The sequence below is a fragment of the bacterium genome, from assembly GCA_021158245.1.
GTDB lineage: Bacteria > Zhuqueibacterota > QNDG01 > QNDG01 > QNDG01 > QNDG01.
Genome location: JAGGVB010000009.1, coordinates 1 through 15808, shown reverse-complemented (window position 1 = coordinate 15808; position 15808 = coordinate 1). Strand labels below are relative to the sequence as shown.

The 15808-nt window shown below is 38.4% G+C and carries 16 protein-coding genes; 2 read left to right on the top strand and 14 right to left on the bottom strand.

Annotated elements, in window-relative coordinates; genetic code table 11:
• The 11 genes from J7K93_00490 to J7K93_00440 all read right to left on the bottom strand — a co-directional run.
• Positions 1–455: hypothetical protein (locus J7K93_00490; GenBank protein ID MCD6115467.1), on the bottom strand; the 455-nt coding region annotated here is incomplete at its 3' end.
• Positions 456–473: 18 nt separating this feature from the next.
• The gene (locus J7K93_00485) at positions 474–1949 is read right to left on the bottom strand and encodes a transglutaminase domain-containing protein (GenBank protein ID MCD6115466.1); all 1476 of its coding nucleotides are present in this window, start codon (positions 1947–1949) and stop codon (positions 474–476) included.
• Positions 1950–1968: 19 nt separating this feature from the next.
• Entirely contained in the window at positions 1969–2577 is a 609-nt protein-coding gene (locus J7K93_00480; protein ID MCD6115465.1) for a hypothetical protein, read from the bottom strand.
• Positions 2574–3098: an RNA polymerase sigma factor gene (locus tag J7K93_00475; GenBank protein MCD6115464.1), complete on the bottom strand. Its 525-nt coding sequence runs from the start codon at positions 3096–3098 to the stop codon at positions 2574–2576. Before J7K93_00475 ends, J7K93_00480 begins: the two co-directional genes overlap by 4 nt.
• Positions 3099–3736: 638 nt before the next feature.
• Entirely contained in the window at positions 3737–4801 is a 1065-nt protein-coding gene (locus tag J7K93_00470; protein ID MCD6115463.1) for an alanine/ornithine racemase family PLP-dependent enzyme, read from the bottom strand.
• The gene (locus tag J7K93_00465) at positions 4783–5877 is read right to left on the bottom strand and encodes a DUF1611 domain-containing protein (GenBank protein ID MCD6115462.1); all 1095 of its coding nucleotides are present in this window, start codon (positions 5875–5877) and stop codon (positions 4783–4785) included. The genes J7K93_00470 and J7K93_00465 overlap by 19 nt, the downstream gene beginning before the upstream one ends.
• Before the next feature lie 276 nt (positions 5878–6153).
• A complete protein-coding gene (locus J7K93_00460) occupies positions 6154–6714 on the bottom strand; it encodes a helix-turn-helix transcriptional regulator (GenBank protein ID MCD6115461.1) in 561 nt (186 codons plus the stop codon).
• Between the two features lie 653 nt (positions 6715–7367).
• Complete coding sequence (locus J7K93_00455; GenBank protein ID MCD6115460.1) at positions 7368–7826, bottom strand: nuclear transport factor 2 family protein; 459 nt, start codon at positions 7824–7826, stop codon at positions 7368–7370.
• Positions 7827–8599: 773 nt separating this feature from the next.
• Positions 8600–9877: a hypothetical protein gene (locus tag J7K93_00450; protein ID MCD6115459.1), complete on the bottom strand. Its 1278-nt coding sequence runs from the start codon at positions 9875–9877 to the stop codon at positions 8600–8602.
• A 41-nt stretch (positions 9878–9918) separates the two neighbouring features.
• Entirely contained in the window at positions 9919–10686 is a 768-nt protein-coding gene (gene xth, locus J7K93_00445; protein ID MCD6115458.1) for an exodeoxyribonuclease III, read from the bottom strand.
• 13 nt (positions 10687–10699) lie between these two features.
• Positions 10700–10927, bottom strand: coding sequence for a DUF2891 family protein (locus J7K93_00440; protein ID MCD6115457.1), 228 nt, complete (start codon positions 10925–10927; stop codon positions 10700–10702).
• Positions 10928–11154: 227 nt separating this feature from the next.
• On the opposite strand from J7K93_00440, the gene J7K93_00435 reads away from it, so the two are divergent.
• Both J7K93_00435 and J7K93_00430 read left to right on the top strand, forming a co-directional pair.
• Positions 11155–12852: an AMP-binding protein gene (locus J7K93_00435; GenBank protein MCD6115456.1), complete on the top strand. Its 1698-nt coding sequence runs from the start codon at positions 11155–11157 to the stop codon at positions 12850–12852.
• 30 nt (positions 12853–12882) lie between these two features.
• Positions 12883–13176, top strand: coding sequence for a hypothetical protein (locus J7K93_00430; protein ID MCD6115455.1), 294 nt, complete (start codon positions 12883–12885; stop codon positions 13174–13176).
• Positions 13177–13302: 126 nt separating this feature from the next.
• Here J7K93_00430 and J7K93_00425 read toward each other — a convergent pair whose 3' ends face one another.
• The 3 genes from J7K93_00425 to J7K93_00415 all read right to left on the bottom strand — a co-directional run.
• Positions 13303–13974 carry a tetratricopeptide repeat protein gene (locus tag J7K93_00425; protein ID MCD6115454.1) on the bottom strand — a complete coding sequence of 224 codons (672 nt, stop codon included), beginning with the start codon at positions 13972–13974 and terminating at the stop codon, positions 13303–13305.
• 13 nt (positions 13975–13987) lie between these two features.
• Positions 13988–15271, bottom strand: coding sequence for an NADP-dependent isocitrate dehydrogenase (locus tag J7K93_00420; GenBank protein ID MCD6115453.1), 1284 nt, complete (start codon positions 15269–15271; stop codon positions 13988–13990).
• A gap of 99 nt (positions 15272–15370) precedes the next feature.
• Positions 15371–15808 (bottom strand): citrate (Si)-synthase (locus tag J7K93_00415; protein ID MCD6115452.1); only part of this gene is annotated, 438 nt, incomplete at its 5' end.

The following is a 15808-nucleotide window of genomic DNA, read 5'->3' as shown; positions in this document are numbered from 1 at the left end:
TCAATATTTAAATTTGTCTTTTCAGGAATTTTGATTTTAATCTTTATCGCCTCAGAAAACGAATCAACATTACCCTTGAACAGTTCTCGTAAAAATTTATTGACTACATTTCTATCTGATCTCTTTCTTTTCGCAGGAGTGTTTACGGTTATTTTAAATCCGTCTGCATAAGGTTTCAAAATCAGCTCACATTCCTCAAGGTATTTTTCTTCAAAACGTCTGTTTTTATACTGAACAGAAATTTCAGCATTTGCAGTAACCTGACCGTTATTGCCCCTGGAAATGTCAATATCTGCCCTGGAATCTTTTATGTAGAGTGTTTTTCCGCTTTGAACTTTCAGGGTTTTGTGAAAACTTTTAGTTACTGCATCTTTTATCAAACTTCTATCTGCAGCAAGAACACCGGACGCTGCAAGAACTACTGTGCTTAACATTATTGATATAATTTTTTTCATAACGGGCTCCTTTAATTACTATTCAACAAAAGAATCAATTTTTATAAAGGGTTCTAAATCTCCGCCTTTCCATTGGAATACTCCTAATTGTGCTCCACCGCCGGTTAAGCATTGGAATTCCTTATGTGGAATAATTTCTGAATCATCGTCATAAATAACCATGTGGTATGGTGTGCAATTTCCGAAATAGAAATACTTTAATCGTTCATCCTTACTGTCGATTAACGCTTTACCCATAGTGACATCTACTGGCAACCACCCGTAAGGCTCAAAATAAACTTGTGCCCATGAATGTTGTGCACAAAATCCACGCGGTTTAATTACCCAACCGCCCTGACTTCTTGCAGGGATTTTATTAATTCTGCAAAGGGAAATAAATAAATTTGATTTTGCCCCGCAATCGCCCCTTTTATATTTTGCAGTATATTCTGCATAATCGCCAATTACCGCTTTGGGCGAAGTCCAGGTAATATTATTGCATATCCATTCATAAATTCGCCTTGCTTTCAGATAATTATTAGTTTCATTACCCACTATTTCTTTTGATAAATTTTTCAGATAATCAGTAAATTGGTTGTATACTGTTTCTTTGGTATACTTTTGATAGTCCGCATCTTTTTTGTTGCAGGGTTGGATAGTTTCCGGAGCAATCTCTTTATAGCACGCTTTTGATGTATATTTATATACAAACTGTAGCAGGAAAGTGGAATCGCTGATAAATTTACGTTTTTTCATTGGAGAAATCCAGGAATATTCAGGTGTTTCAAAAAATCTTTTCCATTCACTTTTTGAATTGTATCCATTATCCACTTTATGTTCAAAATACAGCATTGAGGTTAAATTACCCTTTGCGGGAAAGGTGACGTCTTTGATGTTTTTTTTAATTATTCGTATATCTGTTTGAAATTTATTTTCGCGGACATAAGGAATCCATGCCCGTAAAATATCTCCCCGGGGAATTACATCCAGATTCTGAAAATAACTGAATGCAACGTTAATCTTTTTTGAAAATACAGAATCTTTATTAAAAGCATTAATGGTTTCCATTGAGTATTTTGATGCATCATATTCATTATCGTCATCAATACCAGCACGTTGCGCTGATTCTCTGTTAACCTGAAACAGATCAAATATGCAACCCGAATAATACTTTTTTTGTCCGTCAATCAGATAATATTCCAGGCTATAGTCTTTTTCCCATTTCTGCATATCCTTTTCTGTCAGATCTGTGATTTTCTCTTTTAGTTCTTTAAAGACTTCATCGTGTGTTTTTGTATAATCATTTTTTACTGCTTTAAGATCGTTTAACTTTTTATTTAAAATTTCAATTTCATTGTTTGAAAGATTATCATTGTTCTCAAGTTTATGTTCAATAAAATTACTTGCTTTTGAAAACTCACCATTCTGAATTAACCAATTTAAATTTTCGGTTTTGTTTATACATGAAACAAGAAATACTGTTATTAAAGTATGGGTAAGAATTAATTTCCGCATAATGTTTCCTTTCTGTTATCTAAATATTATTGTTGTTGTACTTGATCATTTCTGAAAGAGTCTGCTTTTTATCTTTTAATGCTGCAAGCAAATAGCGCCTGATCCTGCCGTTTCCCGGATTTTCCCGCATAGCATTTTTACACTCCCTTATCTGCTTGTCAATAGTTTCCAGCTTGTCTTTGTATAAAAAGGCCAGATCCGTATCCATGCTTTGCATTTCGGGCAGAGCCTGTTTCTCCAAATCATCAATTGCCTGTTCATATTTTGCTTCAAGAGATTCAACTCTTTTTAATGCTGATTCAGCAAGAAAATCCGAATTTGAAATGGAATATCGGAACTTAATCTGCCATGAAATCCCGAGAACCAATAAAACTACAGCAGCAATGCTTACAACCCTACGTATGATATTTACATACTGCTCTCTTTTTGTTTCTTTTAAGATTGCATTTTCTACTCCTGGCCAGAGATAGGATGCATTTTCCGTGCTGCTCTTTGATTTTGTATAAGCCAGGATAATTTTATCTGCTTCGTATTCTCTTCTGCATTCTGGACAGGTAAGCATGTGCTCTTCAAATTTTTCCCCGCTTATCTCTCCGAGGAGGTACCTATCAAATTCTCCGCACTTCATTTGACACTCCCGTTGTCGTCTGCCAAAATTTTTTTTCGCAGCTTTACCCTTGCATGAAAAATATTTGATTTTACGCTTCCTGTTGAAAGATTCATCACTTCTGCAATCTCCTGCTGTTTAAATCCTTCAACAGCATAAAGAATAAAACAGGCTTTCTGCTGAGGAGGAAGCTTTTCTATTGCATCGTCAATCTGCATCTTTAACTCATAATCAGGCTCTGTTTTGATTGAATTTTCTTCTAAAATCTGCATTCTCGCTCTTTTATTCTTTTTAACCATATCAAGGCAGACCCTTATGTGTATTCTGAATAGATATGTACTAAATTTTGATTCATACCGAAATCTTTTTATATTTTTGTACAGCTTAACAAAAGTAATCTGAACAGCATCTTCCGCATCATGCTTATTGTGAAGCATGCGAACTCCTGTATTTAACAGAGGCACTGCATACCTGTCAAACAGTGCACGGAACGCCTGAACATCTCCTTCCTGACATTTTTTTACAATTTCATTTTCCTGCATTCACCTGTCCCTGTTTACATGTAAGACTGAGATAGCTGTTAAATGGTTTAATACAATTTTTACAAACAGATATTTTAATATGCAAATAATCTTTTGAGATTGTGTACATTAAAGTTTGCACCCAGCGTAATTTGAAAAAAGGCAAAGTAATTGTAAACTCCCATAGCCCAATACAAACCATAAAAAGGAGCAAACAGATAACTATGCCAAAACAAGTTAAGAATTATTTAAATCAAAGGGTAGTAGATCTTTTATTTACAGAAAATCCTATTTTGGCGGCTGCGCATGGGCAAGAGCCCCTGTGGAGTTAAATTAAAAAGGCTGCTATTACAGCAGTCTTTTTTGTAGTATATTGACTGACCTTCTTGTCGCTAACTGAAAAGTGTTATCAAATTGAACCTGATGTGCAGATAACGGTTTGCTTTTACCGGCGCGGCCAGGAGTTTTTGTCCAAACACCAGGATGAAAACCGTCCACAAACTGCTTGGCATCTGCTGACTCCGGGAAATTCACGCTTCGCCGAAGACAACCAAAGCATTAACCTGCTATGAAAACGATAATTGACAAGCCGCGTTCGTACACAAACGGGGATTATAATTATCCGTGCAATTCGACATAGGCCCAATATTCTCTTGTGTTCATAAAGCCACGTGTTCCTTTATTATGTACGGTGAAGTCATGGCTGCAAGCAACGCTCCGTAATTCAGATCGAATTCCAATTCGTGCCCTACTTTTATTTCCAATTTTTTTGAATTAATAATGAGATGATCACTACTTGCCCCCAGGATATCAACATCCAATCGGGGAGTCAATCCGGAAACTGGGACGTCCTGTAAGCCAATCCCCAGGATAGCTCTATTCATTGGGCCGTAATCCCGAAACTCTGGGATATTACCAAAAGCATCCTGACCCACCTCTCCAGAGGGAAGGGAAGGCTTTATTTTTGATTCAATCACTTCTGCAACCAGAACAAATGCATCCGTAAACAATCCGGGAATGGGTTCACGATTGAGGGTCTCACGGCCCAGAAATATTGATTCACCCAACCGCAGATTATTGATTCTTCCGATATCCTTCGTTGACATAAACCAGTTGTAATTAGCAGAGTTGCCACCGGAAACAAACTCTAGTATCAGTCCGAACTTTTCTTCAATATCCCTTACGATAGAAGACAAACAGTCCATTTTGTCATCATCCGGTTTGATTCCTCCAAAACAAGCCAGATTTATTCCCACACCTGCAAACTCAATGCCTTCGAGCTCCAAGACCTGTTGAATCGTATTCTCTAAATCAGCTGGCATGAGACCTTCCCTTAAATCGCCAAGCTCCACCATTAAAATAATTTGATGCGTGGCATCATGTTTTACCGCAAAATGTGACAACTTTTGAATCACTGAAATTTCAGAATTCAGACTAATATCAGCATACTTTACAACTGTTTCAGCCTGACTGAGGAAAGGTGTTCTGAGAAGAAGGAATTGTGCATCAATTCCTACATCACGCATTTTGATAATATTGGATAGTCGTGAATCAGCGAGCATAGTAATGCCGCTTTTTAACAAAACATCAGCAATATCAGGGTTACCGCACACAACTTTTGTGACGCCTGTTATATCGATGCCTTTTGAACCATACAGATCCTTCAGGGTTTTTGCATTATGGGCTATCTTCCCGAGATCTATCTCTATTCTAGGAGTTGGCATGCCAGAGATGCGCTTTCCTGCAGTTCCGGGAAAATATATAATAATTGATTGACAAGTTTTTCAGAACCGAACTTCAGAACGTCTGTTGTGGGTATTTCATATTTGAATTCATACTCTATGATTGTATTTTCTACTTCGCTATCGGTCATGTCTTCATGATTGAGTGTAATGGCAATGACCTTTGACTTGGAGAATACTTCCAATAATTCAATTTCGCTTTCAAGGGTGGGCATGGGGAAATTGGAGAAATCGCAGCGGTAATTTCGTTTGGGAGGGTGCTGCAGGATAATTGCATTGGGCATGGCGCCTTTTAATATGGCAACAGAAGAAGTAAACGCGGGGTGCCCCAGGGATCCCTGACCTTCCACCACAATAATATCCGGGTCCTCTTGTTCATAAGCAGAAACAACGGCATTTTCAACTTCACCTGTGGAGTAACCTGTGGTTAACACATCCACTGCAATACCAAATTTGGAGCCCTGAAGCAGGCCGGTCTGACCTGTTGTTACAAATGATGCTTTTACACCCTGTTGCCTTAAGGCTTCCACAAGACAAAGGGCTGTTGTTCTCTTGCCGACAGCACAGTCAGTGCCCAATATGGTGATGACCGGTATATCGACATTTATGATTCGCCCTGAGAAAAGATGCAGGTCTTTACGGTGTGGAGGTTTCCTTACATCAATTAATTCCACGTTATATTTTTGTGCCTTTTGTACAAACTCTTCATCATCTGTAAAGTATTCGGGCAGGCCGCTTACAATGTTCATGCCTTTTTTCATGGCAGAGAAAATTATATCTCGCTGGGTAACATTAAGATATGTGGAGAGCGGAGCAATGCCATAGATGAAAGTTTTCGGAACATAGCCCAAATTTTCAATGGCCTTATCCATACTCCCAAAGATGGGTATCCCGTTTTTAATTCCATCCAGATATTCACCAGCATCAAGACCTGCTTTTGAACTGTCAATAATACCAAGAATTTTATATTTCTCCGATTGCCTGGCGAGGCCATTTGCCACTTTACCATCGAGCTTTCCAAATTCATTTTCACTGTATACGATTGCGTTTGTTCTCATAAGGTACCACTTAAATTAATTATTTTTTAAGTATCCATGACTGAATACGCTAATTGTCCAGAATTTACTTGTAGATTCGTGTGGTTTATTTCACTTTAATAACCGTTAATAGGATTACGAACCTATCTTGGTCTTTCAAAAATAAGCATGTATTAATAGCGGTTAATGAGTTCTTAAAACAAGTTGTATTTGTCATCGACAATAAAACTTAACTTAAGAAGGTAGTGATATTGAGGCAATAAAGTGTTACATATATCTGGAAAAATGTTACATATATCACATGTTTTCCAGGTTTTTCTTGCGTTTTTGCTTTAATTGTTTGTAAAAAGAGGGAGATAAACCGGTGACTTTTTTAAATTGGTTTGACAAGTGGGCGACACTGCTGTAATGTAGTTTATAGGAAATCTCTGTTAGATTTAATTCGTTATACAATAATAATTCTTTAACTTTTTCAATTTTATGGTTGATGATGAATTGTTGAATCGTGATACCGCTGACTTCCGAAAAGGTGTTAGCCAGATAGGTATAATCATAACCTAATTTTTCACTTATATAATCTGAATAATTTACCTTGGGTAACTCATCAGAATAATGAATCATTTCAACAATCACATTTTTAATCTTTTCAATCAGTATGCTCTTTTTATCATCCAGCAGCTCAAGCCCTGACTTCAGAAGGTTTTTTTTCAACTGGTCACGCTGGTCCTGTGTTATATCTTCTAATATATTGACCATGCCCAGCTCAACAATGACATAGCGTATTCCAAGCTTTTTCAGCTCTTCTTCTACCATCATTTTGCATCGCAAGCTGACCATGTATTTGATATATAGTTTCATATTATTTTTGTTTAATAGCGTTCGGGTGAAAATATTAAGCGCTTAAACTTTATATCCTTTTTACTTGATAATCATCGCTGCTGCCTGATCCCCGGAGGTCTTTAAATAAGAGCCGGGTCTGCGGGGATACTCTTTTCTTATAAACAGGCAGCCTTATGTGTGACTATTCTCTGGATGCATTCGTAATCGCTTCCACCCGCAACATATTGTTTTAAATCTACGCATAGTTTAAATGAACGTCAAATGTTTTCTCGGTCTTTGTAAACAAATAACGGCCCCAGCATAACCAGCGCAAAAGAAAGTGGCTACTGCTTCTCATGACAAAATTATACATCGCCGGATTAATAAATTTGGAAAACCCGCCCTGCGTTTTTGCGTCTGAGTTAATGCTATTGTTATTTACCGAGCTATAATTCAATGATTTTGGTCGCTTCGACACTCAGTAAATATTTAGTTGCTTTTAATAACTTTAAGTAATAACACCGTTCATAATTTTGGGATTCAAGACCCACTTAGGCTAATGAAAACCCCAGTTAATATTACTACCGGGGCTCTCTGCCTTTCCGGACAAACCAAGTTTATTTATCTTACCATTGAGTATTAAGATTTCAGGTGCGTATTCTCAATGCCTGGTTGTGTAAATGCTTCAAGCGTCACTGCTCTTTCACCAGAGACCAATGAGCGTGTACGACGTGCCACTGGCCGTCTGTTAACCTGTACACTTCTGTTGCCTTCCACGGGGGGCCCGGCTTACCGTCAATACTGGTATTGTAGTGCAGGGTAGCAATCGCAATATCACCGTAGACCTGAACCTTGGGATCTACTATTTTGTAAGTATGGGAAGGAATTTTCCCTTCAAGAGATTTGAGATAGTTCTGCACTTCTTCGATTCCATCGAGCCTCGTTTGTGCAGCAATATCGTCAAAGTACGTGACATCATCTGCGAAATTTTGAGAAAAACCGAGAGGGTCTCCTGCAGCCCAACGATCCAGTGCTTTGTGCTCCTGGGCAAGAATGGCCTGTTCGACATCCTTCTGTGTCATAGTGTTCTGTTTATTCTGACACGATGCAACAGTTAATAAAATGGCGAACATCAGAATGAAGTTTTTCATTATTAGATCTCCTTTTATTTAAATTGTACGGTATGCACAGTTCAATTTTTATAATGTTACTATCAATGTTGAGATAATACCTCTGTAACCTTTTCAATTATATTTTTAATCAATTCTAAGTATAGTAAATAACGGTTAGCAAATTTAGAAATTAGTCGGGCAGAGAAGATAAGACAACCAGGACGGCACACCCAAGCTGGCTTTGAGACTACAGCAAGCAAAGTGCGTCCGGATTTAAGGGGAAAGTACATTCTTCCTGAGCTTAAATGATACCGTTCTCAAAGAACAATCATCGAACATCAATCTATCGTTTTTACTTGACTTTCAGCAAATAGTTTTTGCTCTGCGGGGCGGCCGGGATTTGCATAAAAAGGATAAACGTTCTGTTTTTTCAAGGGCAAAGTCCGTTAATGTTAATAACTTCCGGTTCGTCTCTCCCCGTTTGGAAACGCTTCTCTTTATGCTTTGATGAATGATGCAAAATATATTTAAGAATAGGTTTATTTATTGTAACTAAATTATATTGGAAAGTCAAGGAAAAAGATTGACATTTGTAAATGTGGATTTTATTTAATCTTCAAACCTTTGGCTGAGCCAGTGGCTCTGGGTTATAAATTTTTTATGCAGATATCCAAAATAATTAAGGCTCTATATCGAATCTATTGGGTAATGTCCGTAAATATTAAATTTAAGCTAATAAAATACTATGCGGTGATTTTACAAAAAAGGTTGGCTTTGAAGGCCGGCATCTGCAAATCTCCGCCCGAAAAATGCTAAAGCATTACTTGTTGTTCATGTTTTGTCCCCCTTAAGGCGTTGTCCTGAGCTTTTACCCTGAGCCTGTCGAAGGGTGTCGAAAGGGGGGACCCCAGGCCATTCATCAAATTATACCATTGAAGGGTATACTCATATACACTATATGATTGAAAAATAGAACTTTCAGTCCCTATGAAGTCTCCTGCAAAATAATTAAAAACTGACATATTTAGATTTTTATATAAATATTTTTCGCCTGAGACACATAAGGCTTTATCACGCGAATTTCCTGTAAAAACAATAGGCCCCTGTAAAAAAGCATATCCTGCTGCAGGTGGTGATAAATTGTATTTCTCAAACTCGCCATCTATTGTACTGCTGTTATATCCGAACATTAAATCCAAAAGAGTATCACATCCCACATAATCATCTAAGCGGTTTCCTATTTCACAGTCAGACCACATGGAGACAAACATACTGTCAATTCTTGCAGAATCCGGTGTGTCTTCAGTTCCCTTGTAAATAAATCGGTAACGTCTGAATACAGTTTGCTGTAATGCCTGTTCCATATTGCCGCCTTTTCTGTTATATGCCCACAATGTTACCTGTAGTTCAATACCGAAAGGAGGTGAGCCGAGAAATTTACAGCATTTATAAGCATCTTCATCATTACAAACAAACCAGACTACCTGGTCAGCATTTAAAAGTCCGGGCTTTTCTCCCTGATCCATAATTCCGTTGTTGTTTTTATCATAAAAAGGTGCACCTTTCTGCCAGGGCCATGTTTTCCATGATTCTTTATACATTTTTCGTACTTTATTAATTTCTTCAACTGTTGGATGATTAGTAGTATCCGTATAGTTGAATAAAATTCTGGCAGTTTCAGTCAGGTCTGCAGTTTCATAGTCTTTTCGTATGTTCCAGATTGTACGCTCTGAAGGATCAATACTTTCCCGGATGCCTCCTGATAAAATCTTACCTGGAGTTAAACCACTGACATATAAAGAACCTCCGGCTCTAAGCGAAGGAATCCTGTTGTCATGCACAAATCCTCCCCAGAGAAAACCGTCTGTATATATCACACTTGCCGTACCTTTTGGGTAAACTACACCGTTTATATAATTAGGACCTTTTGCCAAAACACCATCAGAACGGGCCCACATGGAAACATTGTTAATACTAAGCAGGGAAGAATTATTCAAATTTAGAGAATCGGAACCAGTAGTATTCTCTTTAGAAAAAACCGGCAAAAAAAACATGAAAGATAAAAAACATTTAAGGATTATTTTTTTCATTGCGGCCCCCGAATTTTAAAAATCTATTTTAATTCATATCATCATACGTCCAATGTAATGCTCAGCGGGCAGTGATCGGATCCCATAACATCCTTATGTATTTCTGAAGTTTTTACAGCGTTCGAAAAAGCTTTATCCACACAAAAATAATCAATCCTCCACCCTATGTCTTTTGCACGTGCATTGAATCTGTAGGACCACCATGTGTAGTGCCCCGGCTCTCCCGGATGGAGGTTTCTGAAAACATCCACATATCCTGAATCAAGAAATTTACTCATCCACTGCCTCTCTTCAGGAAGATACCCTGGATTCTTTTCGTTTGCCTTTGGGTTTTTAAGATCTATCTCAGTATGAGCAATATTAAAATCACCGCATATTACGACATTCCTGCCCTCATCAACAAAAGCTCCGCACTTATTCAGAACAAAATCACAATAGGCAAGCTTATATTCAAGCCGTGCGCCTTCTGCCTGGCTATTAGGGAAATAGGAATTTATCAATGTAAACTCAGGATAATGTGCAATAACAGTGCGTCCCTCATTATCAAAATCAGCATTTCCCAGAGACTCAACTTTTACCGGTTTTTCTTTAGTATAAACTGCAGTGCCGCTGTATCCTTTTCGTACTGCAGAAGAAAAATAACTGGTATATCCCTCAATATTCAGAAGTTCATCAGACAATTGATCCGGATGCGCCTTTGTCTCCTGAATCGCAATAATATCAGGTGATGATTCTTTCAGCCATTCAATAAGCCCCTTATTAGCCCATGCTCGAATGCCGTTTACATTCCAGGAAAATATCCGCTTCATACAAACTCCTAATTTAATCAGACTGCGCAGTAAGCATATAAACTGCAAAGAAAGCAAGCCAGTGCTCCCCTGCATAATCACCGCTTGCAACATTCTTAAGTGCATCTGCTGCATCTGTCAGAACCTGACGCACAAGGATCATCTGCAGGCAAGGCTGAGGCAATGCACAGCTGAGGTTCAATCCGTCAAGATGCACTAATTTAGGATCCCTTATATCTCCCACAACAGCAGGACTGAACAGCGAATGTGACTAAAAAAATTCCAATAGGTATTTAATCTTCATTTTATTTTCTCCGGAAGGTTTAATTAAACAAATATAATAATCAAATTTAAAAAATCAAACCAAAATCAATAACAAATTTTTTCAAATATGTACTCCGGGAAAATTTTACAATAATTTTACTTTTATATTTTATCAAAATCTTTATATTTTATTATTATACAACAGACACTAAAAAGGATTTTCCAATGACACAACTGAAAAATAAAACACTCCGCGCCCTGCTCGAACAAAGTATTGAGCACTACTCAGCTAACCCTGCTCTTTCATTTGCAGGACGAGAGCCCATCACATACAAATCCCTCGGGCTGCAGGTTCAATCTCTCTCCGACTTGCTTCATTCCCGGGGAATAGTTAAAGGCGACAGAGTGGCTATTTTAAGTGAAAATATGCCGAACTGGGCAATAGCGTATTTTGCCGTATTATACCTCGGAGCTGTCGCAGTGCCGATTTTACCTGATTTTCATGCTGCTGAAATTCTACACATACTCAGGCACTCCGGAGCAAAAGGGCTGTTTGTATCAAACAAACTCCTTGACAAATTAAATGAAATGGAAATTCCTGATATTTCAACAACCATTATTATTGATAATTTCTCTATTACCGCCCCTGAATCGCGGATGGATAAGTTAAAAGATATCATTCGTGAAGGCGGCAGGGAATATGCAAAATTTATAGACCGGGCAAGTAAAGCAGCAGGCATCATACAGAGTGAGGTTAAAGAAAAAGACCTCGCAACAATTATTTATACATCCGGCACAACCGGGCATTCAAAAGGCGTAATGCTTACACATCTTAATCTTGTTTCAAATGCCATTTCTTCGGGAAATGTACAACCTGTTGATGGAACAGACCGCTTTCTTTCAATTCTGCCTTTGTCGCATACATACGAAAATACAATTGGTTTGATATTACCCCTGATGAACGGCGCCTGTATATACTATCTTGATAAACCTCCTGTTGCACGAGTGCTTCTCCCCGCTATGCAGCAGGTAAAACCCACATTCATGTTAAGTGTTCCTCTGATTCTGGAAAAAATCTATAAAAGCAAAATTGCACCAAAATTAAACCGTCCCGGTATTATCGGCAGGCTTATAAATTATCCTGGTGTACGAAAACCACTGTCTAAATTAATGGGCAGAAAACTTATGGCAAGTTTTGGGGGAAACATTAAATTTTTCGGTATAGGAGGCGCTCCGTTAGCCCCGGAAGTCGAATTTTTTCTCCGTGAAGCAAAATTCCCCTATGCAATTGGTTACGGGCTGACAGAAACCTCTCCTCTTATTGCCGGCTGTGGGCCATCTATTACAAAATTCCGATCAACCGGGCCTGCGATCCTAAACGTAAAAATCAAAATAGATAATCCGGATCCCAACACCGGTGAAGGAGAAATTGTTGTTAAAGGGCCCAATGTTATGAAGGGCTACTATCGAGATCCAGAACGTACAAAAGAGGTATTCACAAAAGACGGCTGGTTCAAAACCGGAGACCTCGGTGTTCTTGATTCAGACGGATACCTGTTTATAAAAGGCCGGCTGAAAAATATGATCCTGGGGCCAAGCGGAGAAAACATTTATCCGGAAGAAATAGAAGCACATCTTAATGAAACCGAATATGTACTTGAATCCCTGGTTTTCAAGCAGGATGAAAAAATCATGGCACGTGTTCACCTTGATTATAATGCTATTGACAAAACAATGATGAAAGAGAAACTTTCAGAATCGCAGATGCATGAAATGATAAATGACCTGCTGGAATCTATCCGAAAAACAATAAATAAACGCGTTTCTGGATATTCACGAATCCATAAAATAATTGAACAGCCGGAACCTTTTGAAAAAACACCTACAAAAAAAATTAAACGCTATTTATATATCAGCAGCTGATTTTTACAATAATAACGAAAGGGGATAATCATGAATCCTGGTTTAATCGGCGGTATTATTGGCTGTATTATCGGTATTATCGGAGGCCTGATCGGTACACTTGCTACAATTCGCAACACATCAGGACCTCGGGAAAAAGCGTTTACAATAAAAGCGTCTATTATCGGGTGGGCCGGAGGCATCATTTTTCTGCTTCTTCTATTTCTCCTTCCCGCGCCATGGCGCTTTTTTCTCTGGATCCCATATGGAATTCTGCTTCCAATCTGTATTATTACATGGAACCGCACTCAGCAGAAAATCAGAAATGAAGAATCTCAACATTAATAAATCCCATTTATTAAAATGGGTGAACCATTTTTAAAAACGCTTCACCCATAATCCCGGTTAAATAAAAACATAACTCAATAACTTAATAAAATTGATTCTGCTGCCAGAACCATAATTCTTTAATCAAACCGGCGGAACATCTGAAATCTTGTCATAATATTCTGCAGCTGCCTTATGTTCAGGATTCAGCTTCAGCACTCTTTTAAACATATCCAGCGCTTTATTAATATCATATATACGCATATAGCAGATGCCCAAATGAAAAAAGGCTGATACATGCTCAGGGCGGTCATTAATTAGAAGCGAAAGACTCTCAATCGCCTCATTATATTTTCCTCTTGCCTTGCTTGCAATTGCCAAATGATAATTCACAACAGTAGGTTCCGGAGCATGCTCAATAAATTTTTTATAACATTCAATACTCTTGTCTTCTCTTCCCATGTGATAATAGCATAAGCCCATCCAATTATAAGACATATATAATTCTGTCTCTTCTTTATTAATCTTATCAAAAGTCTCTATGGCAAGTTTAAAATGAGCAGATCTGTAATAAGCAATACCAAGCCGGTACATGGCAAAACTATAACCAGGCTTTAACTCTATAATTTTTAGATATTTTTCAATCGCTTTCTGAACCTGGCCCAGCATATAATAAAAATTCCCTATTTTCATTAAAGCTAATATATTCTCTGGATCGTCTTTAAGTATATTTTCATAGATTTCAATTGCCTTGCTCAGCTTGCCTTCACATACATATTGCTCAGCCTGGGAAAAATATTCTGTATTTGAACTCATCGTATTTGCCTTCCTACATGTTTTCAACTATTTTCATACCAAACTCGGAAGTTTTAAGTTTTACAGCCCCTTTCATCTGGCGTTCCAAATCATAAGTAACTGTTTTATTGGAAATAGTCTTCTCCAAAGCAGCCTCTATTAAGTCAGCCGCCTCACTCCACCCAAGATATTGCAGCATCATTACACCGGAAAGGATTAAGGAGCCGGGATTTACCATATCCTTCCCCGTATATTTAGGTGCTGTGCCGTGAGTTGCTTCAAAAAGAGCAAGTTCATCACCAATGTTTGCACCGGGGGCGAGTCCGAGTCCGCCTACCTGTGCAGCACAAGCATCCGAAAGATAGTCTCCGTTCAGATTAGGCGTGGCAAGGACACTATACTCTTCCGGGCGCAGCAGAACCTGCTGAAAAATCTGATCTGCTATTCTATCCTTGATTAAAATTTTATCATCCGGCATTTTCCCGTTATAATTGTCCCACAATTCCTGCTCAGTTATGATTTGGTCTCTATACTCACTTTTTGCAAGCTCATATCCCCAATCACGAAATGCCCCTTCGGTAAATTTCATTATATTGCCTTTGTGAACAAGCGTAACATTGGGTTTCTTATTTTCGATAGCATAGTCTATTGCTTTCCTTACCAATCGCTTTGTGCATGTTACAGATATAGGCTTAATCCCTATACCGCTGTCATTACGAATATTCTGGCCCAGTGTATCTTTCAAAAATGCAAGAAGCCTGGCTGCATCATCAGAACCCTTTTGAAACTCAATTCCTGCATAGACATCTTCGGTATTCTCCCTGAATATAATAACATCTAATTTTTCAGGCTCCTTTACAGGGCAGGGAACACCCTGATACCATCTTACCGGACGGACACAGGCGTAAAGGTCAAGTTTTCGGCGCAATTGCACATTCAATGATCTAAATCGCGGGGTTACAAATGTAGAACCGCACTTTATACATTTTTCCGGACGCTTACCATCAACGCCATCCTGTTCTTTTGAACATTCCAGACAGACATAATCAAATTTTCCTACAGGTGTTGTCAAAGGACCTTTAATAGCAACTTTATAATCTCTTATAGCCTGCAAAGTATCTTCAGGCAGAATGTTGTCATTTCCGTACTCTTTTAAAGCAGACAGTCCTGCATAAATCTTAAACCACTCAATGCGTTTCTCTCCTCCGTACGCTTTGTCAACTGCAGCATCAAGTACATTTTTTGTTGCCCTCCATATATCCGGCCCTATTCCGTCACCCTCAATAAAGGGAATTACAGGATTATCAGGAACAAATATTTCACCGTTTTTAAACCGAATGTTTTCTCCTGTTTCCGGTCTTTGCAACTGTTCGTAATCCAATTTCACCTCCTGCAATTATATGTGTTGATTATAAAACTATTTACCCTTATTTACCTGCTCTAAAATCCAATCAGTAGTTATGGATTTAGGACGTTCTATGGGGCCGCCAAGTGCACGGGCCCATATTAATTGTGCAAGAACTCCCATCGCCCTTGATACACCAAAAAGCACCGGATAGAAATCATATTCTTTAACACCATAATGGAGCTGCATACATCCCGAGTGTGCATCAACATTCGGCCATGGATTTTTTGCCTTGCTGTACTTGCTTAGCAAGCCTGGAGTAACTTCATAGAGTAAATTAACAATCTTGAATACTTCATCATCCGGCATATATTCCAATGCGTACTTTCTCTGTGCAACATATCGCGGATCTGTTGTTCTTAAAACTGCATGTCCGTAACCAGGGACAACATGTCCGCTATTCAGAGTATCCATTACATATTGTGTAATCTGCTCTTTTGTCGGAACTCC

Bases quoted from the DNA above. Each gene is read 5' to 3' on its own strand.
- J7K93_00485 (MCD6115466.1), bottom strand. From the start codon at position 1,949: ATGCGGAAATTAATTCTTACCCATACTTTAATAACAGTATTTCTTGTT.
- J7K93_00480 (MCD6115465.1), bottom strand. From the start codon at position 2,577: ATGAAGTGCGGAGAATTTGATAGGTACCTCCTCGGAGAGATAAGCGGG.
- J7K93_00475 (MCD6115464.1), bottom strand. From the start codon at position 3,098: ATGCAGGAAAATGAAATTGTAAAAAAATGTCAGGAAGGAGATGTTCAG.
- J7K93_00470 (MCD6115463.1), bottom strand. From the start codon at position 4,801: ATGCCAACTCCTAGAATAGAGATAGATCTCGGGAAGATAGCCCATAAT.
- J7K93_00465 (MCD6115462.1), bottom strand. From the start codon at position 5,877: ATGAGAACAAACGCAATCGTATACAGTGAAAATGAATTTGGAAAGCTC.
- J7K93_00460 (MCD6115461.1), bottom strand. From the start codon at position 6,714: ATGAAACTATATATCAAATACATGGTCAGCTTGCGATGCAAAATGATG.
- J7K93_00455 (MCD6115460.1), bottom strand. From the start codon at position 7,826: ATGAAAAACTTCATTCTGATGTTCGCCATTTTATTAACTGTTGCATCG.
- J7K93_00450 (MCD6115459.1), bottom strand. From the start codon at position 9,877: ATGAAAAAAATAATCCTTAAATGTTTTTTATCTTTCATGTTTTTTTTG.
- xth (MCD6115458.1), bottom strand. From the start codon at position 10,686: ATGAAGCGGATATTTTCCTGGAATGTAAACGGCATTCGAGCATGGGCT.
- J7K93_00435 (MCD6115456.1), top strand. From the start codon at position 11,155: ATGACACAACTGAAAAATAAAACACTCCGCGCCCTGCTCGAACAAAGT.
- J7K93_00430 (MCD6115455.1), top strand. From the start codon at position 12,883: ATGAATCCTGGTTTAATCGGCGGTATTATTGGCTGTATTATCGGTATT.
- J7K93_00425 (MCD6115454.1), bottom strand. From the start codon at position 13,974: ATGAGTTCAAATACAGAATATTTTTCCCAGGCTGAGCAATATGTATGT.